Source organism: Streptomyces sp. NPDC055189 (assembly GCF_053606765.1).
This window is the reverse complement of sequence record NZ_JBSGSG010000005.1, coordinates 107,705-133,931: the sequence shown is the minus strand read 5'-3', so window position 1 is coordinate 133,931 and position 26,227 is coordinate 107,705. Positions and strand designations below refer to the sequence as shown.

23 protein-coding genes are annotated in these 26,227 nt (G+C 69.5%); 11 read left to right on the top strand and 12 right to left on the bottom strand.

From position 1 onward, the window contains the following. Window positions 1–5 precede the first annotated feature (5 nt). The 5 genes from ACWFR3_RS05810 to galU form a co-directional block, all read right to left on the bottom strand. Window positions 6–629, bottom strand: a complete 624-nt coding sequence (locus tag ACWFR3_RS05810) for a GNAT family N-acetyltransferase (RefSeq protein ID WP_283779166.1) — start codon at window positions 627–629, stop codon at window positions 6–8. Next, window positions 626–1,126, bottom strand: a complete 501-nt coding sequence (locus ACWFR3_RS05805; RefSeq protein ID WP_453733299.1) for a MogA/MoaB family molybdenum cofactor biosynthesis protein — start codon at window positions 1,124–1,126, stop codon at window positions 626–628. The genes ACWFR3_RS05810 and ACWFR3_RS05805 overlap by 4 nt, the downstream gene beginning before the upstream one ends. Then, window positions 1,123–1,614: a cyclic pyranopterin monophosphate synthase MoaC gene (gene moaC / locus ACWFR3_RS05800; protein ID WP_397716431.1), complete on the bottom strand. Its 492-nt coding sequence runs from the start codon at window positions 1,612–1,614 to the stop codon at window positions 1,123–1,125. Before moaC ends, ACWFR3_RS05805 begins: the two co-directional genes overlap by 4 nt. 86 nt (window positions 1,615–1,700) lie before the next feature. After that, on the bottom strand, window positions 1,701–3,032 hold the full coding sequence (gene glp, locus ACWFR3_RS05795) for a molybdotransferase-like divisome protein Glp (RefSeq protein ID WP_453733298.1): 1,332 nt from the start codon (window positions 3,030–3,032) through the stop codon (window positions 1,701–1,703). Between the two features lie 4 nt (window positions 3,033–3,036). Beyond that, window positions 3,037–3,942, bottom strand: coding sequence for a UTP--glucose-1-phosphate uridylyltransferase GalU (galU, locus tag ACWFR3_RS05790; protein ID WP_453733297.1), 906 nt, complete (start codon window positions 3,940–3,942; stop codon window positions 3,037–3,039). 94 nt (window positions 3,943–4,036) lie between these two features. On the opposite strand from galU, the gene ACWFR3_RS05785 reads away from it, so the two are divergent. Continuing rightward, the gene (locus ACWFR3_RS05785; protein WP_453733366.1) at window positions 4,037–4,648 is read left to right on the top strand and encodes a 5-formyltetrahydrofolate cyclo-ligase; all 612 of its coding nucleotides are present in this window, start codon (window positions 4,037–4,039) and stop codon (window positions 4,646–4,648) included. Window positions 4,649–4,735: 87 nt separating this feature from the next. Here the strand turns inward: ACWFR3_RS05785 and ACWFR3_RS05780 are convergent, their stop codons facing one another. Then, the gene (locus ACWFR3_RS05780) at window positions 4,736–7,492 is read right to left on the bottom strand and encodes a penicillin acylase family protein (RefSeq protein WP_453733296.1); all 2,757 of its coding nucleotides are present in this window, start codon (window positions 7,490–7,492) and stop codon (window positions 4,736–4,738) included. Between the two features lie 213 nt (window positions 7,493–7,705). Between ACWFR3_RS05780 and ACWFR3_RS05775 the strand changes: the two genes are divergently transcribed. From ACWFR3_RS05775 to mscL, 6 genes are all read left to right on the top strand, one after another. Next, complete coding sequence (locus ACWFR3_RS05775) at window positions 7,706–9,226, top strand: potassium/proton antiporter (RefSeq protein WP_453733365.1); 1,521 nt, start codon at window positions 7,706–7,708, stop codon at window positions 9,224–9,226. A 247-nt stretch (window positions 9,227–9,473) separates the two neighbouring features. Further along, window positions 9,474–10,739: an MFS transporter gene (locus ACWFR3_RS05770; protein WP_453733295.1), complete on the top strand. Its 1,266-nt coding sequence runs from the start codon at window positions 9,474–9,476 to the stop codon at window positions 10,737–10,739. Window positions 10,740–10,806: 67 nt separating this feature from the next. After that, a complete protein-coding gene (locus ACWFR3_RS05765; RefSeq protein WP_453733294.1) occupies window positions 10,807–11,169 on the top strand; it encodes an FmdB family zinc ribbon protein in 363 nt (120 codons plus the stop codon). A 75-nt stretch (window positions 11,170–11,244) separates the two neighbouring features. Beyond that, entirely contained in the window at window positions 11,245–12,096 is an 852-nt protein-coding gene (locus ACWFR3_RS05760) for an S-methyl-5'-thioadenosine phosphorylase (protein ID WP_453733293.1), read from the top strand. 200 nt (window positions 12,097–12,296) lie between these two features. Further along, window positions 12,297–12,857 (top strand): hypothetical protein, encoded by a 561-nt coding sequence (locus tag ACWFR3_RS05755; protein ID WP_453733292.1) that lies wholly within the window; start codon window positions 12,297–12,299, stop codon window positions 12,855–12,857. Between the two features lie 138 nt (window positions 12,858–12,995). Continuing rightward, complete coding sequence (gene mscL / locus ACWFR3_RS05750) at window positions 12,996–13,526, top strand: large conductance mechanosensitive channel protein MscL (protein ID WP_453733291.1); 531 nt, start codon at window positions 12,996–12,998, stop codon at window positions 13,524–13,526. A 7-nt stretch (window positions 13,527–13,533) separates the two neighbouring features. Here the strand turns inward: mscL and ACWFR3_RS05745 are convergent, their stop codons facing one another. The 4 genes from ACWFR3_RS05745 to ACWFR3_RS05730 all read right to left on the bottom strand — a co-directional run bounded on the left by ACWFR3_RS05745 (window position 13,534) and on the right by ACWFR3_RS05730 (window position 18,586). Continuing rightward, window positions 13,534–13,761, bottom strand: a complete 228-nt coding sequence (locus ACWFR3_RS05745; RefSeq protein ID WP_453733290.1) for a hypothetical protein — start codon at window positions 13,759–13,761, stop codon at window positions 13,534–13,536. A gap of 37 nt (window positions 13,762–13,798) precedes the next feature. Further along, the gene (pflA, locus tag ACWFR3_RS05740; protein ID WP_453733289.1) at window positions 13,799–14,581 is read right to left on the bottom strand and encodes a pyruvate formate-lyase-activating protein; all 783 of its coding nucleotides are present in this window, start codon (window positions 14,579–14,581) and stop codon (window positions 13,799–13,801) included. 18 nt (window positions 14,582–14,599) lie between these two features. Next, window positions 14,600–16,858, bottom strand: coding sequence for a formate C-acetyltransferase (gene pflB / locus ACWFR3_RS05735; protein WP_453733288.1), 2,259 nt, complete (start codon window positions 16,856–16,858; stop codon window positions 14,600–14,602). Window positions 16,859–17,152: 294 nt separating this feature from the next. Next, on the bottom strand, window positions 17,153–18,586 hold the full coding sequence (locus tag ACWFR3_RS05730; protein WP_453733287.1) for a NarK family nitrate/nitrite MFS transporter: 1,434 nt from the start codon (window positions 18,584–18,586) through the stop codon (window positions 17,153–17,155). A gap of 207 nt (window positions 18,587–18,793) precedes the next feature. Between ACWFR3_RS05730 and ACWFR3_RS05725 the strand changes: the two genes are divergently transcribed. From ACWFR3_RS05725 to ACWFR3_RS05710, 4 genes are all read left to right on the top strand, one after another. Next, on the top strand, window positions 18,794–20,026 hold the full coding sequence (locus ACWFR3_RS05725) for a low temperature requirement protein A (RefSeq protein ID WP_453733286.1): 1,233 nt from the start codon (window positions 18,794–18,796) through the stop codon (window positions 20,024–20,026). 66 nt (window positions 20,027–20,092) lie between these two features. After that, window positions 20,093–21,184: a P1 family peptidase gene (locus ACWFR3_RS05720; RefSeq protein WP_453733285.1), complete on the top strand. Its 1,092-nt coding sequence runs from the start codon at window positions 20,093–20,095 to the stop codon at window positions 21,182–21,184. 268 nt (window positions 21,185–21,452) lie between these two features. Beyond that, the gene (locus ACWFR3_RS05715; RefSeq protein ID WP_453733284.1) at window positions 21,453–22,670 is read left to right on the top strand and encodes a L,D-transpeptidase; all 1,218 of its coding nucleotides are present in this window, start codon (window positions 21,453–21,455) and stop codon (window positions 22,668–22,670) included. Window positions 22,671–22,886: 216 nt separating this feature from the next. Next, window positions 22,887–23,681, top strand: a complete 795-nt coding sequence (locus tag ACWFR3_RS05710; protein ID WP_453733283.1) for a DUF6227 family protein — start codon at window positions 22,887–22,889, stop codon at window positions 23,679–23,681. 36 nt (window positions 23,682–23,717) lie between these two features. Here the strand turns inward: ACWFR3_RS05710 and ACWFR3_RS05705 are convergent, their stop codons facing one another. Next, window positions 23,718–23,972 (bottom strand): hypothetical protein, encoded by a 255-nt coding sequence (locus tag ACWFR3_RS05705; RefSeq protein ID WP_453733282.1) that lies wholly within the window; start codon window positions 23,970–23,972, stop codon window positions 23,718–23,720. Window positions 23,973–24,127: 155 nt separating this feature from the next. After that, window positions 24,128–26,155, bottom strand: a complete 2,028-nt coding sequence (locus tag ACWFR3_RS05700) for a PTS fructose transporter subunit IIABC (protein ID WP_453733281.1) — start codon at window positions 26,153–26,155, stop codon at window positions 24,128–24,130. Window positions 26,156–26,227 lie beyond the last annotated feature (72 nt).

Genomic DNA, 26,227 nt, shown 5'->3' with positions numbered 1-26,227 from the left:
TCTATTTACGCGGTCTTCCGGGGTCTTGCCTGGTGCCAGCGCCGCAGCAACCCTTCCGGTACCTCTTCCGCGGTGAGCGCGAAGACAAGATGGTCGCGCCAGGCACCGTCGATGTGGAGATAGCGTGGACGAAGGCCCTCCTCGCGGAATCCGAGTTTCTCCACGACCCTGCGACTGGGCCCGTTCTCGGGGCGAATACAGACCTCGATACGGTGCAGTCCCACCGATCGGAAGCAATGGTCGACCGCGAGAGCGACGGCGGTCGGCATCACGCCGCGGCCCGCGACCGACTGGTCGACCCAGTAGCCGACATGGCCCGAGCACATCGATCCCCAGGTGATCCCGGCGACCGTCAGCTGTCCGACGAGCCGCCCCTGGTACTCGATCACGAAGGGCAGCATGCGCCCGGCGTGCGCCTCGGCGCGCAGATGCCGGACCATCTGACGGTACGTCGGGCGGTGCACGATCGGCCCGCTGGGCGTGGGCGGCGGGATCGTCGCCTCCCAGGGGCGCAGCCAGTCCCGGTTGCGCCGGTTGACCTCACGCCAGGGCCGCTGGTCGCGCATCTTTATCGGACGGAGGGCGACATCGCCGTCCGTCAGCTCGACGGGCCAGGAAGGGCTGTTCAGCTCGCACCGCCTGAGGGTCTGGGATGGTCGCCGCCCCTCAGCTGCTCGACGGCGTGCGTCAGGAGGGGCTCCAGGACGGCCATGCCGTCCCGTACGCCGCCGGTGGAGCCCGGCAGGTTCACGATGAGGGTGCGTCCGGCGACTCCGGCGAGACCGCGGGACAGGACGGCCGTGGGGATCTTCTCCCTGCCGTAGGCGCGGATCGCCTCCGGGATGCCCGGCACTTCGTGGTCGATGACGGCGCGGGTGGCCTCGGGGGTGCGGTCGGTGGGCGAGATGCCGGTGCCGCCTGTGGTGAGGATCACGTCGTATCCGGCTTCGGCGCCCTCGCGCAGGGCCTGCTCGACGGGGTCGCCGTCGGGAACGACCCGGGGGCCTTCGACCTCGAAGCCGAGCGCGGACAGCGCCTCGGCGATGACCGGCCCGCCCCGGTCGGCGTAGACCCCGGCGGCGGCGCGGTTGGATGCCGTGACGACGAGTGCGCGGTAGGCCGTCATGCGCCGGCTCCTTCGCGGCTCCAGTCCCCGGATTTGCCGCCCGACTTCTCCTCGACGCGTACGTCCGTGATGACCGCGCCCTTGTCGACCGCCTTGACCATGTCGATCACGGTGAGAGCGGCGACGCTCACCGCGGTGAGGGCCTCCATCTCGACGCCCGTACGATCCGTCGTCTTCACCGTGGCCAGGATCTCGACGGCGTCGTCCGCCACGGAGAGGTCGAGTTTCACTCCGGAGACGGCCAGCGGGTGGCAGAGCGGGATCAGGTCGGGCGTGCGCTTGGCGCCCATGATGCCCGCGATCCGCGCGGTGGCCAGGGCGTCGCCCTTGGGGACCCCTTCCCCGCGCAGCAACTCGATCACGCGGGGCGAGACCAGGACGCGGCCACTGGCACTGGCGGTGCGCGCCGTCACGTCCTTCGCGGATACGTCGACCATGCGGGCGGCGCCCGCTTCGTCGATGTGTGTCAGTCCCTGATCCGTACTCATGTGCTGTGGCGCTCCCGGTCCGGGCCTCCCGCGGTGCGGCGCGTGGGGGCCTATGTGCGCGACACCGTACCGCGCGGATACGCCTCTCAGCCGAGCAGGACCACTTCGACGTCGGTGCCAGGCTCCACCGACGCGGTGTCCTCGGGGACGACGATCAGCGCGTTCGCGTGGGCCAGGGCCGCGACGAGGTGCGAGCCCGCGCCGCCCACGGGCCGCACGCTGCCCGCATCGGCGTCGTATTGCCCGCGCAGGAACTGCCGCTTCCCGGCAGGCGAGGTCAGTGCCTTGTCGGTGGTGAGCTCCGCGCGGGTCGTGGGCCGGTGGACGTCCGGAAGGCCCATCAGGGCGCGCACCGCGGGACGCACGAAGATCTCGAAGGAGACGTACGACGACACCGGGTTGCCCGGCAGCGCGAGCAGCGGGGTGTGGTCGGGGCCGATGGAGCCGAAGCCCTGCGGCTTGCCCGGCTGCATGGCGAGCTTGCGGAACTCGATGCCGCTGCCGTCCTCGTCCTCGTCGCCGACGGAGGAGAGCGCTTCCTTCACGACGTCGTACGCGCCGACGCTGACGCCGCCCGTGGTGACGATGAGGTCGGCGCGGATCAGCTGGTCCTCGATGGTGGAGCGCAGCGTCTCGGCGTCGTCGGCGACGGCGCCCACGCGGTAGGCGATCGCTCCGGCCTCGCGGGCCGCGGCGGTCAGGGCGAAGCTGTTGGAGTCGAAGATCTGGCCCTTGGCCAACTCCTCGCCGGGCTGGATCAGTTCGCTGCCGGTGGACATGACGACCACGCGGGGGCGCGGGCGCACCTTGACCGTGCCGCGGCCGATCGCGGCGAGCAGGCCGATCTGCGCGGCGCCCAGGACCGTGCCCGCGGTCAGCGCGCGGTCACCGGCCTGTACGTCGCTGCCACGCGCCCGCACGTGCGCGCGTGCCTCGGCGGGGCGGTGCACGCGGACCTCTCCGGAGGCTCCGTCGGGCGCCGCGCTGTGGGCGCGCATTCCGGAGACGGGGCCTTCGCCCAGGCCCCCGTCGGTCCACTCCACGGGGACGACGGCCTCGGCGCCGGGCGGCAGCGGGGCGCCGGTCATGATGCGGGCGGCCTGGCCCGCGCCCACGGTGGGCTGCTCGCCCTGGCCCGCGGCCACGTCGCCGATGACCGTGAGGACCGCGGGGAACTCCTCGCTCGCGCCCGCGATGTCGGCGACCCGGACCGCGTACCCGTCCATGGAGCTGTTGTCGAAGGGCGGCAGCGAGACGGGCACCGTGACGTCCTCGACGAGGACGCAGCCCTGGGCGTCGAGGAGTTGGAGCTCGATGGGCTCCAGGGGGCGGACGGATCCGAGGATGTCGTCCAGGTGCTCGCTCACCGACCAGACGTGTTCCTGGCCGGTGACTTCGGTCGTCGCGCTGCTGCTCAAAGTGCTACATCTCCTCGGACACGTAACTGCGAAGCCAGGCCTGGAAGTCCGGGCCCAGGTCTTCACGTTCGCACGCGAGTCTGACAATGGCACGCAGATAGTCGCCGCGGTCACCGGTGTCATAGCGGCGGCCCTTGAAGACGACGCCGTGCACGGGGCCGCCGACCTTCTCGTCCGCGGCGAGCTGCTGGAGGGCGTCGGTGAGCTGGATCTCGCCGCCGCGGCCCGGCTCGGTCTTGCGCAGTATGTCGAAGACGTGGGGGTCCAGGACATAGCGGCCGATGATGGCGTAGTTGCTGGGGGCATCCGCAGCGTCGGGCTTCTCGACCAGGCCCGTGACCTTGACGACGTCGCCCTCGTCCGTGGTGTCCACGGCCGCGCAGCCGTAGAGGTGGATCTGTTCCGGGGCCACCTCCATGAGGGCGACGACGCTGCCGCCGTGCCGCTCCTGGACCTCGACCATGCGGGCGAGCAGCGGGTCGCGCGGGTCGATCAGGTCGTCGCCGAGGAGCACCGCGAACGGTTCGTTGCCGACGTGCGGGGCGGCGCACAGGACGGCGTGACCGAGTCCCTTGGGGTCGCCCTGGCGTACGTAGTGCATGGTCGCGAGGTCGCTGGACTCCTGGACCTTCGCCAGCCTCGCCTCGTCGCCCTTCTTCAGGAGGGCCGACTCCAGTTCGTAGTTGCGGTCGAAGTGGTCCTCCAGGGGGCGCTTGTTGCGACCCGTGATCATGAGGACGTCATCGAGGCCGGCGGAAGCGGCCTCCTCGACCACGTACTGGATCGCCGGCTTGTCGACGACCGGCAGCATCTCCTTCGGAGTGGCCTTGGTGGCCGGCAGGAACCGGGTGCCGAGACCTGCTGCGGGAATGACAGCCTTGCTGATCCGCGGGGGGTGAGACTCAGTCATGTCCGTAACCATAACCGGTGAGTATGTGCGGAATCTGTGGGTGCGGACATTTTGTTCTCATATGAGCGCACCTGAAGGGATTTGTGAGCGCACCATGCAAGAAGCCGACCCGAACCAGCCAACCAAGCGAACGTTGCGCGGAGAAATCCTCGCGGTGAGACGCCGGTTGACTAGGGATGACGCGCAGAAAGCCGCCGCGGTTCTCGCCGACCGCGCACTGGAGCTTCCCGAGCTCTCGGGAGCGCGCACGGTCGCCGCGTACGTCTCCGTGGGGAGCGAACCGGGGACGCGCGCGCTCCTTGACGCCCTCCACGCGCGCGGGACGCGGGTCCTGCTGCCGGTGCTCCTCGCGGACAACGACCTGGACTGGGCGGCCTACGCGGGCGCGGGCTCACTGGCCCGCGTACAACGCCCCGGAAAGATGGAGCTTTTGGAGCCATCGGGGGCGCCGCTCGGACCCGATGCCGTCGTGGCGGCGGACGCGGTGCTGCTGCCGGGCCTGGCCGTGGACGAGCACGGGATGCGGCTCGGGCGCGGCGGCGGGTCGTACGACAGGGTGCTCGCCCGGCTGGGGCGGGCCGGGGCCGATCCCGCCCTGGTGGTGCTCCTGTACGACACGGAGGTCGTCGGCCGCGTCCCCCGGGAGCCGCACGACAAGCCCGTGCACGCCGTGGTCACGCCGTCGGGAGTACGCCGCTTCCGCTGAGCCCGCCGCCCCCTTCCGTGACGCCGAAAGGGCCCTCCACGCGCGCGTGGAGGGCCCTTTCACTGTTCCGTACCGGTCGGCTCCGGCTCAGGGACGCAGCACCAGGGTGTCCTTCGTGCTGCCCTTGACGGCGTCCTCCGAGTAGGACCACGGCAGCAGCTCGCCCTTGACCCACTTGTTGGTCTGGTCGGTGTAGTGCGCGCTGTAGGCGTGCCCCGAAGCCCCGGTGAGGTTGATCCACTTGGACTTGTCGAGGTCGGCGAGGTTCACCACCATGCGCATCGACGGCACCCACTGCACTCCGTAGCCGCCCGCCGCGTTCCAGCCGGTGGCGTTGACCGCCGCCTCGCCGCCGCCCAGCTTGAACGGGCCGCGGTTGAGCATGAACTGGAGCCAGCCGGGGCCTTCGACGCCCAGGGTCTGGTTCTTCAGGGTCAGCCGGTGCAGGCGGCCCCAGCTCCAGGTGTCGACGTCCTTGCCGAGCTTGGCCGTCAGGTCCCAGCGCGCGTCCTCCATGGCCCGGCCGAACAGCTGGTCGCGGGTCTTGGTCTCGGCGTCCGTGCGGGTCTTCGGCGACTTCCACCAGTCGTTGTCCTCGTCGTCGAGGATCGACCGGATCACTTCGTAGTAGCGGTCGCCGCCGTCGGGCTGCGCCGATTCCGTGTCACGCTGGCCGCACTCGCGCACCGGCTCGGCCTCGTCGGCGGGGCCGGTGTTGCCGGCGGGGTCGACGTTCAGGCACTGGCCCTTGACCCGCAGCTCCTTGGGCAGCTTGTTGCCGATGGAGAGCTTGAGGATGTTGCGCCAGACCGAGTTGAAGTACGCCGCTGCCGCCGAATCGGGGTCCTGGGTGTAGTCCCAGCCCTCGAGGAGCTTCTGCGCCTCGCGGACGTAGCTGTCCTTGACGTCGATCTTGAGCAGCTTGGGCACCAGCAGCTTGGCGATCTCGCTGCTGTTGTCCATCTGCATCGTGCGCATGTCCTCGGTGGAGACCTTCCCACCGTTCTTGATCTTCGACTGGATCAGGTCGGTGATGCGCTGGCTGCGCGCCCCGTAGCCCCAGTCGGACGTGAGCTTGTACGGGTACTTCTTGCCGATGACGGCCTGGTTCGCGGTCACGATGTAGCCGCGCTCGGGGTCGTACTCGTAGGGCAGTGCGGACTGCGGGATGTAGCCGGTCCAGCGGTAGTCGGAGTCCCAGCCGGGCGCGGGCAGCGCGCCGTCGCCCTTGCCGCGGACCGGGATCTTGCCCGGCGCCTGGTATCCGATGTGGCCGTCGCGGTCCGCGTAGATCAGGTTCTGCGAGGGCACTTCAAAAGAAGAGGCCGCCTTGCGGAACTCCGAGAAGTCCTTCGCCTTGTTCAGCTCGAAGACGGCGTCCATCGACTTGCCCGGCTGGAGCGCGGTCCAGCGCAGCGAGACTCCGTAGCCGTCGCCCCGGTCGGGGGCGGCGCTGTCGACGGTGGCCTTCTTGCCGACCTTCACCAGTTCGTCGTCTCGGTCGGACAGCAGGGGTCCGTTGTCGGTCTCGCGGACGGTGATCTTCTTCGGCTTGCCGCCCGCGACCTTGATGGTCTCCGTGCGGGTCTTGAAGGGCAGCACCTTGTCGTCGTACGAGTAGCCGTCGCCCTCGAACTTCTCGAGGTAGAGGTCGGTGACGTCGGCGCCGAGGTTCGTCATGCCCCAGGCGATCTGCTTGTTGTGGCCGATGACCACGCCGGGCATCCCCGCGAAGGTGTAGCCGGAGACGTCGTACTGGCAGTCCTTGGAGACCGACCGGCAGTGCAGGCCCATCTGGTACCAGGTGGAGGGCAGCTGCGGCGACAGGTGCGGGTCGTTGGCGAGCAGGGGCTTTCCGGAGATCGTGTGGTCGCCGGAGACCACCCAGGAATTGGAGCCGATGCCGTTGCCGTTCGGGCCGAGGCCCGCGTCCGGGACGCTGTCCAGGATGTCGGAGAGGCCCGACAGCTGGGACTGCAGTCCGTCGGGCGCCTGGGCGTTGCCCGCGAGGCCCGTGCCCGCCGCGCCGCCGGTCTGCGACTGCGACTGGCTGCCCGCGCTGCCCTTGCCCTCGTACTCCTTGGTGACGCTGTTGTAGGCGCCCTCCTGGACGATGGGCTTGTTCCGGGCGTACGGGTAGGCCGGGTACAGGTCCTTGATCTGGGACGGGCCCAGGCGGCTGGTCATCAGGGAGCGGTCGATCTCGTCCTGCATGTTGCCGCGCAGGTCCCAGGCCATGGCCTTGAGCCACGCCACGGAGTCGACGGGGGTCCACTCCCGGGGCGCGTAGTCGTTGGTGAAGCCGAGGGCGGCGTACTCCAGGGAGATGTCCTTGCCGCTCTTGTCCTTCAGGTAGGCGTTGACTCCCTTGGAGTACGCCTGGAGGTACTTCTTCGTCTCCGGCGAGAGTTTGGAGTCGTACTCCTTCTGCGCCACTCGGTGCCAACCGAGCGTCCGCAGGAACTCGTCGGTCTTTACTTGGCTCTTGCCGAACATCTCGGAGAGGCGACCGGAGGTCGTATGGCGGCGTACGTCCATCTCCCAGAAGCGGTCCTGCGCCTGGACGAAGCCCTGGGCCATGAAGAGGTCGGCGTCGGACTCGGCGTAGATCTGCGGGATGCCGTTGCCGTCGCGCTTCACGTCGACGGGGCCGGAGAGGCCGTCGAGCTTGATCGTTCCCTTTGTCTGCGGGAAGGAGGCGCGCACCGTGTCGACGCTCCAGTAGGCGCCGTAACCGATGCCCGCCACGATGGCCAGGACCAGGACGATCACGAGGAGGCGGGCTCGGCGCCCCTTCTTCTTGCCGGACTTATGACCGGAAGAGGCGGTGGTATTCGAGGGCATCGCTGTCCTTGCTGTCCTTACGCGAGCGGCAGGGCTGGCTGGGCGGTGGTGGGAGCGCTGGAGCAACTGTAGGCGCAGGGCACTGCGGCCTCGGACGCGGAGTCAGGAACCTACATGGCGACGCATCGTACGAGCGTTCGAAGGCGTCAAGGAAGCGTTAACAATTAGGTAAGGTAACGAAGTACTTGGCTCGCGCGGAGGAAGGAACGGCCCCTGACTGTCCACGACCTCAACCAGCTTCTGCTCATCTGCTCGCTCGTTTTGCTCGTCGCGGTCGCGGCGGTACGCATCTCGTCGCGCAGTGGGCTCCCCAGCCTGCTTCTGTACCTCGGCATCGGCATTGCCATGGGCCAGGACGGCATCGGCAACCTCAGCTTCAACAATGCCGAATTGACGCAGGTCATCGGCTACGCGGCACTCGTCGTGATCCTGGCCGAGGGCGGCCTCGGCACGAAGTGGAAAGAGATCAAACCCGCCTTGCCCGCGGCCGCCGTCCTCTCGCTCGCGGGCATCGCGGTCAGCGTCGGCGTGACGGCGGCGGGCGCCCACTACCTGGTCGGCCTGGAGTGGCGGCAGGCGCTGATCATCGGCGCGGTCGTCTCGTCCACGGACGCGGCGGCGGTCTTCTCCGTGCTGCGGAAGGTGCCGCTGCCCTCCCGCGTGACGGGCATCCTGGAAGCGGAATCCGGCTTCAACGACGCCCCCGTGGTGATCCTGGTCGTGGCCTTCTCGACGGCGGGCCCCGTGGAGCACTGGTACATCCTCATCGCCGAGATCGCCCTGGAGCTGGCGATCGGTGCCGCCATAGGCATCGCGGTGGGCTGGCTCGGCGCCTACGGCCTGCGGCACGTCGCGCTGCCCGCGTCCGGCCTCTATCCCATCGCCGTGATGGCCATCGCGGTCGCCGCATACGCCGCCGGCGCCATGGCGCACGGCAGTGGATTCCTCGCCGTCTATCTCGCCTCGATGGTCCTCGGCAACGCCAAGCTGCCGCACTGGCCCGCCACCCGCGGCTTCGCCGAAGGGCTCGGCTGGATCGCGCAGATCGGCATGTTCGTCCTGCTCGGCCTCCTGGTCACCCCGCACGACCTGCTCGACGACACCTGGCCCGCGATCATCATCGGCTTGATCCTGACCATGGTGGCCAGACCGCTGGGGGTCATCGCCAGCCTGCTGCCGTTCCGCATGCCCTGGCAGGAGAAGGCCCTGATGTCCTGGGCCGGCCTGCGCGGAGCCGTGCCCATCATCCTGGCCACGATCCCGATGGTGAACGGCGTCGACGACAGCCAGCGGATCTTCAACATCGTCTTCGTCCTGGTCGTCGTCTACACCCTCATCCAGGGTCCTACGCTGCCCTGGCTGGCCAGGAAGCTGCGCCTCGGCGACTCCTCGGGCGCCGCCGACCTGGGCATCGAGTCGGCTCCCCTGGAGCGTCTGCGCGGGCATCTGCTCTCGGTGGCGATCCCGAAGGGGTCGCGGATGCACGGCGTCGAGGTGGGCGAGCTGCGGATGCCCGCGGGAGCGGCGGTCACCCTCGTCGTTCGCAACGGCGAATCGTTCGTGCCGCAGCCCACGACCGTGCTGCAGCGCGGGGACGAGCTCCTGGTGGTCGCCACCGACCCGGTGCGGGACGCCGCGGAGAAGCGACTGAGGGCCGTCGGACAGGGCGGAAAACTGGCCGGATGGCTGGGAACCGCTGGTCAGGAGCCGGAGGGGCGGCGCAATCGCAGGTGACGGGCGCCTCAGTCTCCGTATTCACAGGTCTGCCGGTGCAACTCCCTGTACGATGAAGGCACACTTCTTCTGTACCAACTAATCGAACCAACTCTGTCTGAAGCAGAGCTGGCGCCGACCGTATGGCGGCCGCGTGTCCTCGCAGTGGGCAACCGGCATCTACCGCAGTTCCGCGCTAGAGGACAGCTCTCGGCGCCGCCGCCCTAAAAAGGGGGCCGCGCTACCAGGCAGCAGAAAGGCACGGGCCGTGGCATCCACGGTCACCTCCCGCCCCGGATACGGACAGCTGCTGCGCACCCGCGGCGCCTGGACGTTTCTCCTGCCCGGCTTCGCGGCACGACAGCCCTTCGCGATGCTGACCATCTCCATCGTCCTGCTGGTGCAGCACACCACCGGCTCGTACGGCGCCGCGGGCGCCGTCTCCGCCGTCACCGGCGTCTCCATGGCGGTGTTCGCCCCCTTCGGCGGCAAGCTCGCCGACCGGTTCGGCCAGCGCGCCGTCCTCGTGCCGGGCGTGCTCGTCCACACGGTGTCGGTGCTCACCCTGACGGTGCTCGCGCTCTCCGACGCCCCCTTGTGGGCGCTCTTCGTGGCGGCGGTGCCCACCGGCGCCTCGCAGCCGCAGATCAGCCCCATGGTGCGGGCCCGCTGGGGCGTCAAGCTCCAGGACACCCCGCTGGCGAACACGGCGGCCGCCTTCGAGTCGGTCACGGACGAGCTGACGTTCGTCCTGGGCCCGCTCTTCGCGACCGCGCTGTGCACGACCATCGACCCGGCGGCCGGACTCTTCACAGAAGCCGGACTCACGCTGGTGGGCGGCCTGCTCTTCGCCGCCCAGAAGAGCACCCAGCCCAAGCCCGCCTCCCGCGAGGAGCACGCGCGCGTGGAGCACGTTTCCGCACTGCGCATCCCCGGCGTGCGGGTCCTGATCGCGACCTTCCTGGGCATCGGCGCCGTCTTCGGCGGCATGCAGGTCTCGCTGGCCGCCTTCACCGAGTCCATCGGAGAACCCGGCCTGAACGGCGTCCTGTACGGCACGTTCGCCGCGGGCAACATGCTCTCCGGTCTCATCTGCGGCGCCATCGCCTGGAAGATCGCCCCGCAGCGCCGGCTCGTCGTCGCGTACGCAGCGCTGACCCTGATGGCGTCCGGCCTGTGGGCCGCGCACTCCGTGGTGCTGCTCGCCGGGCTCGGTCTGCTGGTCGGCGTCTGCATCGCGCCCGCACTGATCACCGGCTACACGCTGGTGGACCGTCTCGTCGCCCCTGGCGGCCGCACCGAGGCGTTCACCTGGCTCACCGGTGCCGTCGCGCTCGGCCAGGCGGCCGCCGTCACGGTCGCCGGACAGCTGGAGGACCGCTTCTGGGACGGCGCCGGATTCCTGGTGCCGCTCGGCGGTACGGCGCTGGCGCTCGCGGTGCTCGTGACCCTGCGCTCGCGGCTCGTTCCGCGGTCCGTCGGCCGCACCGTGGCACGTGGCGTCGGTCACCGCGAGCCGGTCTCGGTGGACTGATCCCGAGGAATACGTCACTATGGACCGTCGTTAGCACTCATCGAGTGAGAGTGCCAGGAGGAAGCAAGTGCCGACGTACCAGTACCAGTGCACCGAATGCGGCGAGGGCCTCGAGGCGGTGCAGAAGTTCACCGATGACGCCTTGACCGTGTGCCCCAGCTGCGACGGACGCCTCAAGAAGGTGTTCTCGGCGGTCGGCATCGTCTTCAAGGGCTCCGGTTTCTACCGCAACGACAGCCGCGGCTCGTCGTCGAGCAGCACGCCGTCGTCGGCGTCCGCCTCGAAGTCCTCCGACTCCAAGTCCTCGGACTCCAAGCCGTCGGACTCCAAGTCCTCCGCGAGCACCTCGTCGTCCTCCTCTTCGGGCTCGTCGGGTTCGAAGTCGTCGGGCACGTCCAGCTCGTCGAACTCGAGCTCGTCGGCCGCGTAAGTTCTTCTTCCCGGTCCCCGCTGCCTGTACGGCAGCGGGGACCTGGGCGTTCCTGCGCCCGACTACTCTGCTCGCATGGCGAATACGGCGAACGCGACGCGGGCCGAGATCGGTGTCATCGGTGGCTCCGGCTTCTACTCCTTCCTCGACGACGTGACCGAGCTCCAGGTCGACACTCCATACGGAGCGCCGAGCGACTCCCTCTTCGTCGGTGAGATCGCCGGGCGACGGGTCGCGTTCCTGCCCCGGCACGGCCGCGGCCACCATCTGCCGCCGCACCGCATCAACTACCGCGCCAACCTGTGGGCGTTGCGCTCCGTGGGCGTACGGCAGGTCCTCGGACCTTGTGCGGTGGGCGGACTGCGACCCGAGTTCGGGCCCGGCACACTGCTGGTGCCCGATCAGTTCGTGGACCGCACGAAGACGCGGGCGCAGACGTATTTCGACGGGGTGCCGCTGGCGGACGGGAGCATCCCGAACGTCGTGCACGTGTCGCCGGCCGACCCGTACTGCCCCGTCGGGCGCGGCGCCGCGCTGAAGGCGGCGCGCGGGCGGGAGTGGGAGCCGGTGGACGGCGGGACGCTGGTGGTGGTCGAGGGGCCGCGGTTCTCGACGCGCGCCGAATCGCTCTGGCACGCGGCGCAGGGCTGGTCGGTGGTGGGTATGACCGGGCACCCCGAGGCCGTGCTCGCCCGTGAACTGGAACTCTGCTACACGTCGTTGACGCTGGTCACGGACCTGGACGCGGGTGCGGAGAGCGGGCAGGGCGTCTCGCACGAAGAGGTGCTCCAGGTGTTCGCGGCAAATGTGGACCGGCTGCGGGCAGTGCTGTTCGACGCGGTGGCGGGGCTGCCTGCGGAGAGCGGGCGGGACTGTTCGTGTGCGGGGGCGCTGGGCGGGGTGGAGCCGGGGATTCGGCTGCCGTGAGGCGTCCGGCGTATCCGGAGCTCCCGGCGTATCCGGAGCTTCCGGAGCGCTTTGTGGGATCGGAACTCCGCCTTCGGGTGAGGGAGTTGTCCACAACCGGCGAGTAGTGCACGGGGCTCAGCGGGATTCGGCGCGGGCCTGCATCGTGAGAGCGGAAGGCAAGATCCTCAGCTCTCCCGACTCCGCAGGCGGTGGCCGTCGTGACGCACGTTCCCTCTCCCCCTCCTCCCCCTCTTACCCCTCCCGTGCGGGACGCTCCCCCGCCGTGCCCCGTGCCGCACTTCTCCCCCGTGCTCGTACGGGGCGGGCGGCACGGGCTGCGAAGACTGCTGCGGCACAAGCGGCGGGCCGTTGCCGTGGGGCTCGCGGTGACCGCGGCCGCGCTCGTGGCCGCCGGGCCGCGGGGCACCGAGCGGGAGCGGCCGCAGGGGCATCCGGCGGCTGCCGCGGCGCCATCGCCGGAGTCGGGGCAGAGGAATCGGGCAGCCGCCCCGGTGACGGCGCCGGTGCGGATCGCGGACGCCGAGACGGTGCGGCTGCTGCGCCGGGGCGACCGGGTCGATGTCGTCGGCGCCGACGGCTCCTCGTCACGGGTGGTGGCTGCCGGCGCGCGGGTGGTCGAGGTGCCCGAGCCGCGGGACGACACGGCCCAAAGCGCGGCCGAGGTCGGGGCGTTGGTCGTGCTCTCCGTGCCGCGGGCGACGGCGGCACGGCTCGCCGGAGCCGGAGCGAGCATGCGTCTGGCGGTGACGCTGTGCTGACGCGTGATGTGTGCAACTGCACCGACTCCGTGTCAAGTCGCTCGTTCGGGTTACCCAATTGGACAGTCCGACCAGTGCCTACCGTAGTTTGCGAAGCTGTCTGTTTCACGAACTGCATTTGCAACGAAAGGCCTCGTGGTGAGCGAGAAGAGCGAAGCGAGTCTCTGGGACGGCTTCAAAGCCTTCCTGATGCGCGGGAATGTCATCGACCTTGCGGTCGCGGTGGTCATCGGCGCCGCGTTCACGAACATCGTGAACTCCGTGGTGAAGGGTGTCATCAACCCGCTGGTCGGTGCCTTCGGTACGAAGGATCTCGACCACTACAGCTCGTGCCTGAAGGCCCCGTGCAAGGTGGACGCCACCACGGGGGAGGTCACCGACGGCATCCCGATCATGTGGGGCTCGGTCCTCAGCGCCGCCCTCAGCTTCGTGATCACCGCAGCCGTCGTCTACTTCCTGATGGTGCTGCCCATGGCCAAGTACCTGGCGCGGCAGGCCGCGCGGAAGGCCGAGAAGGAGGGCACGCAGGAGGTCATCGAGATCTCCGAGCTGGAGGTCCTCAAGGAGATCCGCGACGCCCTGGTGGCTCAGCGCGGCGCCGGACCCGACGAGCGTGGTGCCGGGCCGGACGGGCCTGCCTCCGGACCCTTGGGGCCCGACAAGCTCTAGCGCGGACTCAGAGGTGGTGGGGCGGCTTCTCGTCGAGGAAGCGCGCCAGGTCGGCGGCGCTGTCGCCGCCCGTGGGCCGCTCGCCCCACCCGCGGTCCGTGTCGTCCGAAGACTGCTGCGACAGGGGGTCGTCGAAGACGAGGGCGTTCTTCGGCTTCTTCGGCGCCGCGGAGGAGCCCTTCGGGGTCTCCGATTCCTTCGGATCGCGCGGCTCGGGGGCGGGGGCGGTGCTCATGCCTCCAGGGTACGTCCGTGCGGCGCCGCAGCGGCCGTCAGACTGCATTGAGCCCCTGAGCTGCGAAGATCTCCCTGGCGGCGGCCAACTGTCCCGCCGTGGGCGAGGGGGTGTCGCGCAGGGTGAAGTCCTTGCCGAGAGCGTCCCATTTCGCCTCGCCCAGCTTGTGGAAGGGCAGCACGTCGACGCGCGAGACGTTGCCGAGCGAGGCGGTGAAGCGGGCGACGCCCTCGATGTTGTCCGGGTCGTCGGTCAGGCCGGGGACGAGGACGAAGCGCACCCAGACGTCCTTGCCGCGGTCTGCGAGGCGCCGTGCGAAGTCGAGGGTGGGCCGCAGCGGCCGCCCGGTGACCTTCTGGTACGTCTCCCGGTGCCAGGACTTGATGTCGAGGAGCACGAGGTCGGCGTCCCGGAGCAGCGCGTCGGTGGCGCGCACTCCGAGGAAGCCGCTGGTGTCGAGGGCGGTGTGCAGGCCGAGCTCGTGCTTGAGGCGGTGCAGCAGTTCGCCGGTGAAGACGGGCTGCAGGAGGGGTTCGCCGCCGCTGACGGTGGCTCCGCCTCCGGCCGCCGAGATGAACGTCGTGTACTTGGCGGCCTCCGCGATCACGTCGTCGGCGCTGGTCCGCTTGCCGTCACGCATCCGCCAGGTGTCGGGGTTGTGGCAGTACAGGCAGGTCAGCGGGCAGCCCGCGAGGAACGTGACGAAGCGGGTGCCGGGGCCGTCGACCCCGGTGGACAGGTCCCAGGAGTGGATGGATCCGGTGACGGGGCGCCGGGTGACGGCGGCCGCCGGGGTCGCGGTGTCGAGCAGAGTGGTCATGGCAGGGCTCCAGGGGGCTCAGAGCGAGCCGTGGAAAGTGCGGTTGATGACGTCGAGCTGCTGGTCGCGGGTCAGGCGGATGAAGTTGACCGCGTAGCCGGAGACACGGATGGTCAGCTGCGGGTAGTTCTCCGGGTGGTCCATGGCGTCCTGCAGGGTCGCCTTGTCGAGCACGTTGACGTTCATGTGGAAGCCGTCGCTGGCCGTGAAGCCGTCGAGGACTCCGGAGAGGTTCTGGATCCGCTCGCCGGGGGTGCGGCCCAGGGCGTCGGGCGTGATGGTGTTGGTGAGCGAGATGCCGTCCTCGGCGTCGTCGTAGTCGAGCTTGGCGACCGAGAGCGCGGAGGCGATGTAGCCGTGCTCGTCACGGCCGTTCATCGGGTTGGCGCCGGGGGCGAACGGCTCGCCCGAGCGTCGGCCGTCGGGGGTGTTGCCGGTCTTCTTGCCGTAGACGACGTTCGAGGTGATCGTCAGGACGGACTGGGTGTGCACCGCGTTGCGGTAGGTCGGGTGCTGCCGGATCTTGCCCATGAAGTCCGAGACGATCCGCCGGGCGATGTGGTCGGCCCGCTCGTCGTTGTTTCCGTAGGCGGGGTAGTCGCCCTCGATCTCGTAGTCGACGGCGAGTCCCGTCTCGTCGCGGATGACCTTGACCCTGGCGTGCTTGACGGCGGAGAGCGAGTCGGCGGCGACGGAGAGGCCCGCGATGCCGCACGCCATCGTGCGCAGGATCTCCTGGTCGTGCAGCGCCATCTCGATGCGCTCGTAGGCGTACTTGTCGTGCATGTAGTGGATGACGTTCAGCGCGTGGACGTAGGTCTTGGCGAGCCAGCCGAGCATCGCGTCGTAGCGCTCGGCGAGGGTGTCGTAGTCCAGGTATTCGTCCTCGATGGGCTCGAAGCCCTCGACGACGCGCTTGCCGGTCTTCTCGTCGCGGCCGCCGTTGATCGCGTAGAGCAGGGCCTTGGCGACGTTGACGCGGGCTCCGAAGAACTGCATCTGCTTGCCGACCGCCATCGCCGAGACACAGCAGGCGATCGCGGTGTCGTCGCCGTACTTGGGGCGCATCAGGTCGTCGGACTCGAACTGGATGGCCGAGGTGTCGATGGCGACCTTGGCGGCGAAGTCCTTGAAGCCGCGGGGCAGATCGCGCGTCCAGAAGACCGTCAGGTTCGGCTCGGGCGCCGGGCCCAGGTTGTAGAGGGTCTGCAGGGCACGGAACGTGGTGCGGGAGACCAGCGGGCGGCCGTCCTCGCCGATGCCGGCCAGCGACCAGGTGACCCAGGTCGGGTCGCCGGAGAAGCCTTCGTTGTACTCGGGGGTGCGCAGGAAGCGGACGATGCGGAGCTTGATGACGAAGTCGTCGATGAACTCCTGGGCCTCGGTCTCGGTGATGCGGCCGGCCTCGATGTCGCGCTGGAGGTAGATGTCGAGGAAGTTGTCGATGCGGCCGATCGACATGGCCGCGCCGTTCTGCTCCTTCACGGCGGCCAGATAGGCGAAGTACAGCCACTGGACGGCCTCGCGCCCGGTGGTGGCGGGGGCGGAGATGTCGTGGCCGTACGACATCGCCATGGTCTTCAGTTCGCCCAGGGCCTTGATCTGTTCGGAGGTCTCCTCGCGGGCGCGGATGACGTCCTCGGTGGCCCACTCCTCGCCGAGCCGGGCCTTGTCGGCCTCCTTCTCGGCGATGAGGCGGTCGACTCCGTAGAGCGCGACGCGGCGGTAGTCGCCGATGATGCGGCCGCGGCCGTAGGCGTCGGGCAGGCCGGTGATGATTCCGGAGGAGCGGCAGGCGCGGATCTCGGGCGTGTAGGCGTCGAAGACGCCTTCGTTGTGGGTCTTGCGGAGGTGCGTGTAGACCTCCCTGACCTCGGGGTCGGCTTCGTAGCCATAAGCGTTGAGTGCGCCTTCGACCATCCGCCAGCCGCCGTTGGGCATGATGGCGCGCTTGAGCGGGGCGTCGGTCTGGAGGCCGACGATGAGGTCCAGGTCGGCGTCGATGTAGCCGGGACGGAAGGCGTCGATGCGGGACGGGGTCTGCACGTCGACGTCGTGGATGCCGCGCTCGTTCTCGGCCGGGAACATCGAAAGGAGCTTCTGCCAGACCCGGGCGGTGCGTTCGGTCGGTCCTGCCAGGAAGGAGTCGTCGCCCTCGTACGGGGTGTAGTTCTGCTGCACGAAGTCGCGGACGTCGACGGCGTCCCGCCACAGACCGCCTTTGAAGCCGTTCCATGCCTCGCCGTGCACTGTCGTTTCCGCGGGAGTGGCAGTCATCGCCGGCACCTTCCGAGTCGCCTTTTCGCTATGCGTCCATTGCACTCCGGTTTGCTCGATCGGGGGCCGCGCAATGGTCCCCACTTCAGGGCCCAAGGTCCCCTCTCTCTGCCTCTACGACCAGGCGCAATCACCCTGACCTGGCGTTTCGCTCGGGACTTTGGACCCAAGTTCGCTTGTGAACACATTCACAAGAATTTCCCGGATTTCCCGTGGTACCGGGCGAGGGCATACGAGTGGGCCGGGTGCTCCCACACCCGGCCCACTCCACCCACGCCGCTCAGCGGCGGGGCGTCAGCTCGGCGATTCCGCGCCCTTTCGGGCGTAGAACCACCAGCAGACCGCGATACAGCTGACGTAGAAGGCCACGAAGCCCCACATCGCGCTGGTGACCGCGAAGTTGGCGAACATCGCAGGGATGAAGAAGAAGCCGTACGCCGCGATGGCGGAGGTGAAGCCGGTGACGGCGCCCGCCTCCATCTCGGACTGCTTCAGCGCCTTCGTGTAGGCGGGGGTGCCCTCCGTCAGGCCCTTCAGGTGCTGGCTGCGGAAGATCACCGGGATCTGGCGGAACGTCGAGCCGTTGCCGATGCCCGAGAAGAAGAACGCCGCCAGGAAGCAGGCGAAGAAGCCCCAGAAGTTGCCGTTGCCGCCGCCGGAGGGGAGGAAGTTGATGACGCCGATGATCGAGATCGCCATGCCGACGAACGAGATGATGGTGACCTTGGCGCCGCCGATCTTGTCGGCGATCCAGCCGCCGGCCCAGCGGGCGAGCGCGCCCACGGCCGGGCCCATCCAGGCGTACGTCGCCGCGGAGTAGGCCGCGTCGATCGGCGTGAACGTGGTCTTGATGAGCATCGGCAGCGCTGCCGCGAACCCGATGAAGGAACCGAACGTGCCGACGTAGAGCCAGGTCATCAGCCAGTTGTGCTTGCGCTTGAAGATGATCTTCTGCTGGCTGAAGGGGGTCGATGCGACCTTCAGGTCGTTCTGGCCGAACCACGCGACGGCGGCGAGGATCACCAGGACCGGCACCCACAGGAACGCGGCGTTCTGCAGCCACACGGGCGTGCCGTCGGCCTTGTGCTGGGCCGAGCCGACCGCGAGGACCGAGCTGGTGATGACGATCGGGGTGACCAGCTGGACGACGGAGACACCGAGGTTGCCGAGGCCGCCGTTGATGCCGGTGGCGTTGCCCTTGTCGCGCTTGGGGAAGAAGAAGCCGATGTTGGCGAGGGAGGAGGCGAAGTTCGCGCCGCCGACGCCGCAGAGAGCCGCGATGGCGACCATCACGCCGTACGAGGTGTTCGGATCCTGGACCGCGATGCCGAGCCAGATCAGCGGGACGACCAGGACGACCGTGGAGAGCGCGGTGAAGCGGCGCTGGCCGATCATCGGGCCGAGGAAGGTGTAGAAGACGCGCGCCGTGCCGCCGGTGATGCCGGGGATGGCCGTCAGCCAGAACAGCTGCGAGGTGGAGAAGCCGAAGCCGACGTCGGAGAGGTTGGTCGCGGTGACCGACCACACCTGCCAGACGACGAAGGCGACCAGGAGCGCGGGGACCGCGATCCACAGGTTGCGGGAGGCGACCTTCTTTCCGATGGACTTCCAGAAGAGTTCGTTCTCCGGCTCCCAGTCGGTGATGGTCTTGCCGGGTCGGTACTGCGCGGGGTCGTACGTACTGACCGACGGCGCGGACCGCGCTTCTTGGGCGGCAGGCGATGTCATGTTGGATCCCTGTTCGCTACGGGTCCCGACCTTGCTCCGGGGCCTGACATATCCACGTTCCCGCGCGCGGTTCTTCGGGAGCAGAGTCGTAGGGCACGCCCTGACCAGCCCAAAGGCACCAAAGTCAGGGGCCCTTCGGACCGCGTCGGGCCGCCGGGGCGCGCGCCGCAGCCCGCTTCGGCGCATACCTTCTGCTGTGCTGGTCCCATGACGTCCGCACCGGCCCCCGAGCCAGCACCGGCATCCGAGCCCGCATCAGGCCCGCCTTCCGCTCCCGCCGCACTGCGGCCGCTGCGTCCGCGCGGGCGCGGGGAAGCGCATCGGGCCGCGACTCCCCTGGAGCTCTTCTTCGACCTCTGTTTCGTCGTGGCGGTCGCGCAGGCCGGGGTCTCGCTCGTGCACGCCGTCGCCGAGGGGCACGCGGGCGAGGGCGTGATCAATTACGCGATGGTGTTCTTCGCGCTGTTCTGGGCGTGGGTGAACTTCTCGTGGTTCGCGTCGGCGTACGACAACGACGACGTGCTCTACCGGGTCGTCACGCTCGTACAGATCGCCGGTGTGCTCGTGTTCGCCGCGGGGGTCTCCAGAGGGTTCGAGGAGCATGACTTCCTCCTCATCTGGCTCGGCTACCTGATCATGCGGGTCGCGCTCACCACCCAGTGGCTGCGCGTCGCCAAGTCGGCCACCGGCGAGGAGCGATCCACCGCTCTGCGGTACGCGTGCGGCGTGCTGATCTGTCAGATCGGCTGGTCGGGGCTGCTTTTCCTGCCCGAGGGCGGGCGGTCCTGGCTGTTCCTCGTGATGGCGGTCGCCGAGATGTGCGTGCCGGTGTTCGCGGAGCGGGTCTACAGCACGGCCTGGCATCCGCACCACATCTCCGAGCGGTACGGCCTGTTCACGATCATCGTGCTCGGCGAGACGATCGCCGCTGCGACCGTCGCCGTGAAGACCGGCATCGAGGAGCACGACGCGCTCGGCGAGGTCCTGCCCATCGCGGCGGGCGGTCTCCTGATGGTCTTCGCCGCCTGGTGGATCTACTTCGTCGTGCCCATCCACGGCCACCTGAGCTCCAACCGGCAGTCCTTCCTGTGGGGTTACGGGCACTACTTCATCCTCGGCGCGGCAGCCGCGATCGGTGCCGGGATCGAGGTCGCGGTCGAGGAGGCCGCGGGCAAGGCGCACATCTCGACGCTCGCGGCGTCCGCCGCCGTGACCGTACCGATGGCGCTGTATCTCTTCACCGTCTGGCTGCTGCACTCCCGCTACTACAAGGTGGGCCTCGCCCAGCAACTCGTGTTGCCCGTCAGCGCCGTGGCGACGCTCGCCAGTACGTTCGCGGGCAGCTGGGCCGTCCTGGTCGCGGGGCTCGTGGCGACGGCCACCGTCGCGACCGGCGTGACGCTCACCAGCCGGGCGGCCCGAAGGGAGGCGACCACGTAGCCCGCCCGGTGTGCGGGCCCGCTCCGCGACAGCCGCGCAACTGCCGCGCGTGATACGCAGGTCGGCATGGCTTCCTCCAACTCCCGCACCGATGTCCCCGGATCCCGCACCGATGCCCCCGGCTCCCTCACCGATGTCCCCGGCCTCCGCGTAGGGCATGCCACCCGCACCGACCCGGCGCACCCGGGTCACCTCACCGGCACCACCGTGGTGCTCGCCCCGGCGGGCGGCGCCGTAGCGGCGGTGGATGTGCGCGGCGGCGGTCCCGGCACCCGCGAGACGGACGCCCTGGACCCCCGCAACCTGGTGCAGCGCGTCGAGGCCGTCGTGCTGACCGGTGGCAGCGCGTACGGCCTGGACTCCGCGGCCGGTGTGATGGCGTGGCTCGAGGAGCAGGGCCGCGGCGTGCGGGTCGGCCCCGAGCCCTCCCACGTCGTCCCCGTGGTCCCGGCCGCCTGCGTCTTCGACCTCGGCCGCGGCGGTGAGTTCACGGCACGCCCCGACGCCGCGACGGGACGCGCCGCCGTGGAGGCCGCCGCGGGCACCGAGCTGTTCACTCCCGTAGAGGAGGGGAACGTGGGCGCGGGCACGGGCGCCCTGGTCGGGAAGGTCAAGGGCGGCATCGGCAGCGCGAGCATCAGGCTGGACTCGGGGGTCACGGTCGCCGCCCTGGTGGTGGCGAACGCCGCGGGCTCGGGGGTCGATCCGCGGACGGGCGCGCTGTACGGGCAGTACTTCGAGGGACGGCGGGTGGACTACCCCGCCCCCGAGGTCCACGAGGAGGCCACGCGCCGCCTCGCCGAAGCCGCCGCCGAGAACGGCGCTCCCCCGCTGAACACCACCCTCGCCGTGGTCGCCACCGACGCCGAACTCAGCAAGGCCCAGGCGCAGAAGCTCGCCGGCACGTCGCACGACGGCATCGCGCGCGCCGTGCGCCCCGTCCATCTCCTCAACGACGGGGACACCGTCTTCGCCCTCGCGACCGGCGAGCGCCCCCTGCCGGGGGCCGCGGAGAACCCGCTCGCCCTGAACGAAGTCCTGGCGGCGGGCGCGGACGTGGTGTCGGCGGCGATCGTACGGGCGCTCCTGGCCGCGGAGTCCGTTCGGACGCCGGGCGGCAACTTCCCCGCGTACTCCGACCTCTACGACGGCCTCTAGGCGACCTCCAGGACGCCTTCCAGGACGTCCTCTACGACGTGCACGGCAAGCAGTCCCAGCAGCGCTCTCAGATACCCCAAAGCGTCACCTAAGGGAATTCCCAGAAAGAACAACTACAAATGGCCGCAGAGAACAGCCCGTTGGGCCGCCGTCGGGCCATGCGCCTGTGCCCGTCCTCACATCAACCGGACGGAACCTTTCCGCCTGGGCGCGGCTCTTATCTCCTACCTGGTCAGAACGCGCACTTCGCAAAAAGATGGAGCAGCCCGTGACAACGTCGCACATAGCCAAATCCCGGCGACGCACCCTTATGACGGCCACCGCGCTCGCCGCCGCGGGCGCGCTCGCCCTCACGGCCTGCAGCGGCGACTCGGACGGCGACGGCGACGGCAAGAACGGCGAAGCCAAGTCACAGGGCGCCGACATCACCATCTCGGCGAAGGACGGCTCAACCGGCGCCTCCATCAACGCCACCGGCGTCAAGGTCAAGAACGGCAAGCTGACCGAGGTGAAGATGACCCTGGTCTCCACCGGGGCGGCGGTCGACGGCACGCTCGCCTCCGACGGCAGCAGCTGGAAGCCCAAGGCCCAGCTCGAGCGCGGCATGAAGTACAAGATCACGGCCGACGCTAAGGACGCCAAGGGCAAGGAAGCGACCGAGAACTCGATCTTCACCACCGTCTCGAAGGACAACAGCTTCATCGGGAGTTACACCCCCGACGGCGGCACGAAGGTCGGCGTCGGCATGCCGGTCTCCTTCAACTTCGACAAGGCGATCACCGAGAAGCAGTCCGTGCAGTCGCACATCACGGTCACCTCCGACAGCGGCCAGAAGGTCGCGGGCCACTGGTTCGGCAACCAGCGCCTGGACTTCAGGCCCGAGGAGTACTGGAAGGCCGGCTCCAAAGTCACGATGAAGATCGACCTGGAGGGCGTGAAGGGCGCGGACGGCGCCACCGGCGTGCAGAACAAGACGGTCACCTTCACCATCGGCCGCGCCCAGGTCTCCACGGTCGACGTGAAGGCCAAGAAGATGACGGTCGAGCGGGACGGCAAGGTCGTCAAGACCATCCCGATCTCCGCGGGCAGCCCGTCGAACCCCACGTACAACGGCAAGATGGTGATCTCCGAGAAGTTCACCCAGACCCGGATGAACGGCGACACGGTCGGCTTCGGCGGTGAGTACGACATCAAGGACGTCCCGCACGCGATGCGCCTGTCGTCCTCCGGCACCTTCATCCACGGCAACTACTGGGGCTCGCCCTCGATCTTCGGCAGCTCCAACACCAGCCACGGCTGCGTCGGCCTTCAGGACGCGCAGGGCGCGGGCGACTCCAGCACGCCGGGCGCGTGGTTCTACGACAACTCCCTCATCGGGGACATCGTGACGGTCAAGGGATCGCCGGACGAGACCATCGCCCCGGACAACGGCCTCAACGGCTGGAACATGTCCTGGAGCGAGTGGACGGCGGGCAGCGCCGGCTGACCCCGGCCCCTCACACTCACCCTCACCCTCACCCCCAGTCCCCCCACTCCCCCTTCAGCAGCCCTCCGGGGCGGGCCTCTCACCAGGCCCAACACCACGAGCCGCACGGGAACTTGCCGTGCGGCTCGTTCGTTTTCCCGTTCCCGGACATGATGTCCGACCCAGGGGCTACGGTATGCACTCACAAGGTGACATGCAGCAACGCCGGGAGAAACCTTGAGCGTTCCGTACGAGTACGAGACGGCGTACGAGCCACAGTCTGCCGAGCAGAAGTCTCCGCACTCTCCGCAGGAGCATCTCGAGCAGCTTCTTCGCCGCGCCCTGAACTCCTTCGATCTGCCGGACGAGACGATAAGGCGCCTGGACTCAGCTCTCGCGTACGACAGTTCACTGCACTCCGCACACCACAGCGCGGGCATGCACCGCGAGACGTACCGGCACACGTGGCTGCTCGCCGACGCGGGCGCGCTCACCCTCTGGGAGCTGGTGCACAACACGGGCCCCGGCAGCCACGCCCAGCACGAGCTGTACGCGGACGAGGAGGAAGCCGGTGTCGCCACCTCACGCCTGCCGCTCCCGCCCGACACCCCCGCCGCCGTCTGCGAGCAGCCGGTCGTGCTCCAGCTCCCGGTCGTCGAGGAGCCCCGCCATACGTACGTCCCCGACGACTCCGCCGACCACGCGCGCCGACTGCTGCGCCGCGCCGAGAACTCGACGGACGAGGGGCGGCCGGCCCAGGAGGTCGAGCGGTTATTGCGCTCGGCGTTCGCGCACCAGATCACACAGGCCTTCGGCCGCCCCGGCCTGACGGGCGAGGCGCGCCTCAGCTTCTCGCTCTACGAACACGCTTTTCTGCTCTTCGACGGCAGCGAGCTCAGCCTCTGGGAGGTCGAGCACACGGTCACGCCCGACAAGCGGCACCGCTGCGAGGTGTACGACTCCGAGGAAGGGGCCCGCGCGGCGATGGAGCAGCGCGCGAGGAGCATTCCGCAGCAGCGGGCGAAGAAGTAGGACCTTTGCGGCTGTACCTAGCAGCGGCGGCCGGGCTCAGGACCGGCCGTCGCCGAACTGTCGTACGAGACCGGCGAAGGCGGCCCGCTCGTCCGGCGTCAGTTCGACGGTCTCCGCGCGCGGCGGGCCCGACTGCACGGGCAGCGCACCCAGCGCCCCGGGCCGGCGCCAGGCGTCCACGTCGACCTGGTCGCGCCGCAGCATCCGCACCAGGCCCACGGCCCAGGCGGCGGTCGCCACAGCCAGGACGGCCAAGCCTGTCTGCTGGAGGATCGAGACATTCTGGAACATGCCGCACAGTAGACAACACGATCCAGGGCTTACGACAGGGGGGTTGTGGGACTTACGTCCTGAAGTGACGCATGTCGCACAACCCCCCCATAGGGCTCGAACAGCCGGGGCCCGGACGGCCGGGTCCCGAACAGCCGGGGCCTGGGCGGCCCGGCTCAGACGGCCGCCGGTACGCGCTTGTCCGTCACGGCTTCATCGGCCGTGGCGCCGCCCTCCGAAGAGGTGGTCTTCCGCGTGCCCTTGAGCAGGATGACCGCCGCGGTCGAGACCCCGACACCGGCGAGGATCGCCACCAGGTAGAGCAGCGGCTGCCCGATGAGCGGCACCACGAAGATGCCGCCGTGCGGAGCCCGCAGCGTGCAGCCGAAGGCCATCGACAGGGCGCCGGTGACCGCGCCGCCCGCCATCGACGCGGGGATCACCCGCAGCGGGTCGGCCGCGGCGAACGGAATCGCGCCCTCCGTGATGAAGGAGGCGCCGAGGAACCAGGCCGCCTTACCGTTCTCGCGCTCGGTCTTGGTGAAGAGCCGGCCGCGGACCGTGGTGGCCAGGGCCATGGCGAGCGGCGGGACCATACCGGCAGCCATCACGGCGGCCATGACCTTGAGGCTGCCCTCGGTCGGGTTGGCGAGGCCGCCGACGGCGAAGGCGTACGCGACCTTGTTCAGCGGGCCGCCGAGGTCGAAGCACATCATCAGGCCGAGGATGACGCCGAGGATGATGGCGTTGGCGCCGGACAGGCCCTCCAGCCAGTCGGTGAGCGCGCTCTGCAACTCGGCGATGGGCTTGCCGATGACGAGGAACATCAGGAAGCCGACGACCGCGGACGAGATCAGCGGGATCACGACCACGGGCATGATGCCGCGAAGGACGGCCGGGATCTTCACGCGCTGGATGCCCATGACGACCGCGCCCGCGATCAGACCCGCCGCGAGACCGCCGAGGAAACCCGCGTTGATGGTGACGGCGACGGAACCGCCGACGAAGCCGGGTACGAGTCCCGGCCGGTCGGCCATTCCGTACGCGATGTAGCCCGCGAGGACCGGCACCAGGAAGGCGAAGGCGAGTCCGCCGATCTGGAAGAGGAGCGCGGCCCAGCTCGTGGTGTCCGTCCACACGAAGTGCTCGGCGACGGACGGTGCCTTGTCGATCTTCCAGCCGCCGATGGCGAAGCCGAGCGCGATGAGGAGGCCGCCCGCGGCGACGAACGGGACCATGTAACTGACGCCGGACATGAGCCACTTGCGCAGCTTGGTGCCGTAGCCGTCGCCGCTGTCACCGGCGTTGTCGACGGGGCTCGGGCCGACGTCCGCGGTGGTCTCGCCGCGGGCCGCCTTCGCCCTGACCTCCGCGATGAGCTCGGCGGGCCTGCTGATGCCCGCCTTCACGCCGACGTCGACGGTGGGCTTACCGGCGAAACGGTCCTTCTCCCGTACGGGGACGTCGTGGGCGAAGATGACCGCGTCCGCGGAGGCCAGGACCGCCGGGTCGAGGCGGGTGAAACCTGCGGAGCCCTGGGTCTCCACCGTGATTTCCACGCCTGCCTCGTGGGCGGCGTTTTCCAGGGACTCGGCTGCCATGTACGTGTGGGCGATGCCTGTGGGGCAGGAGGTGACGGCGACGATTCTGAACGTAGGAGCCTCTTCGCCGGAAGCCTCTGGGGAGGGCGGCCCTGCGTCGGGGGCTGTGCCCACCCGTTCCGCCCCAGCGGAACTGCTGCCCACAGCGGCGGCCGCCGCATCGCCGGTGATCAGCGCCGCCGCCGAAGCCGGATCGGACACGGCCCGCAGGGCACCGGTGAACTCCTCGTCCATCAGCTGGCGTGCGAGCGACGACAGGATCGTCAGGTGGGCGTCGTCGGCGCCCGCCGGAGCGGCGATCAGGAAGATCAGGTCGGCGGGTCCGTCCGGCGCCCCGAAGTCGATGCCGTCTGCCGATCGGCCGAAGGCCAGGGTCGGCTCGGTGACGTGGGTGCTGCGGCAGTGCGGGATGCCGATGCCGCCGTCGAGGCCGGTCGGCATCTGCGCCTCGCGGGCCGCCACGTCGGCGAGGAACCCGTCCAGGTCGGTCACCCGGCCCAGGGCCACCATGCGCTCGGCGAGGGCACGGGCCGCCGCTTCCTTGGTTCCGGCGGACCGGTCGATTTCGAGGTCGACCAGTTCCGCGGTGATCATCTCGCTCATCGCGGGCTCCTTCGCACGCGTATCGCCCGGAGGGCGGGGGTGGGGACGGGGGCTGAGCTGTTGCGGGGGTGG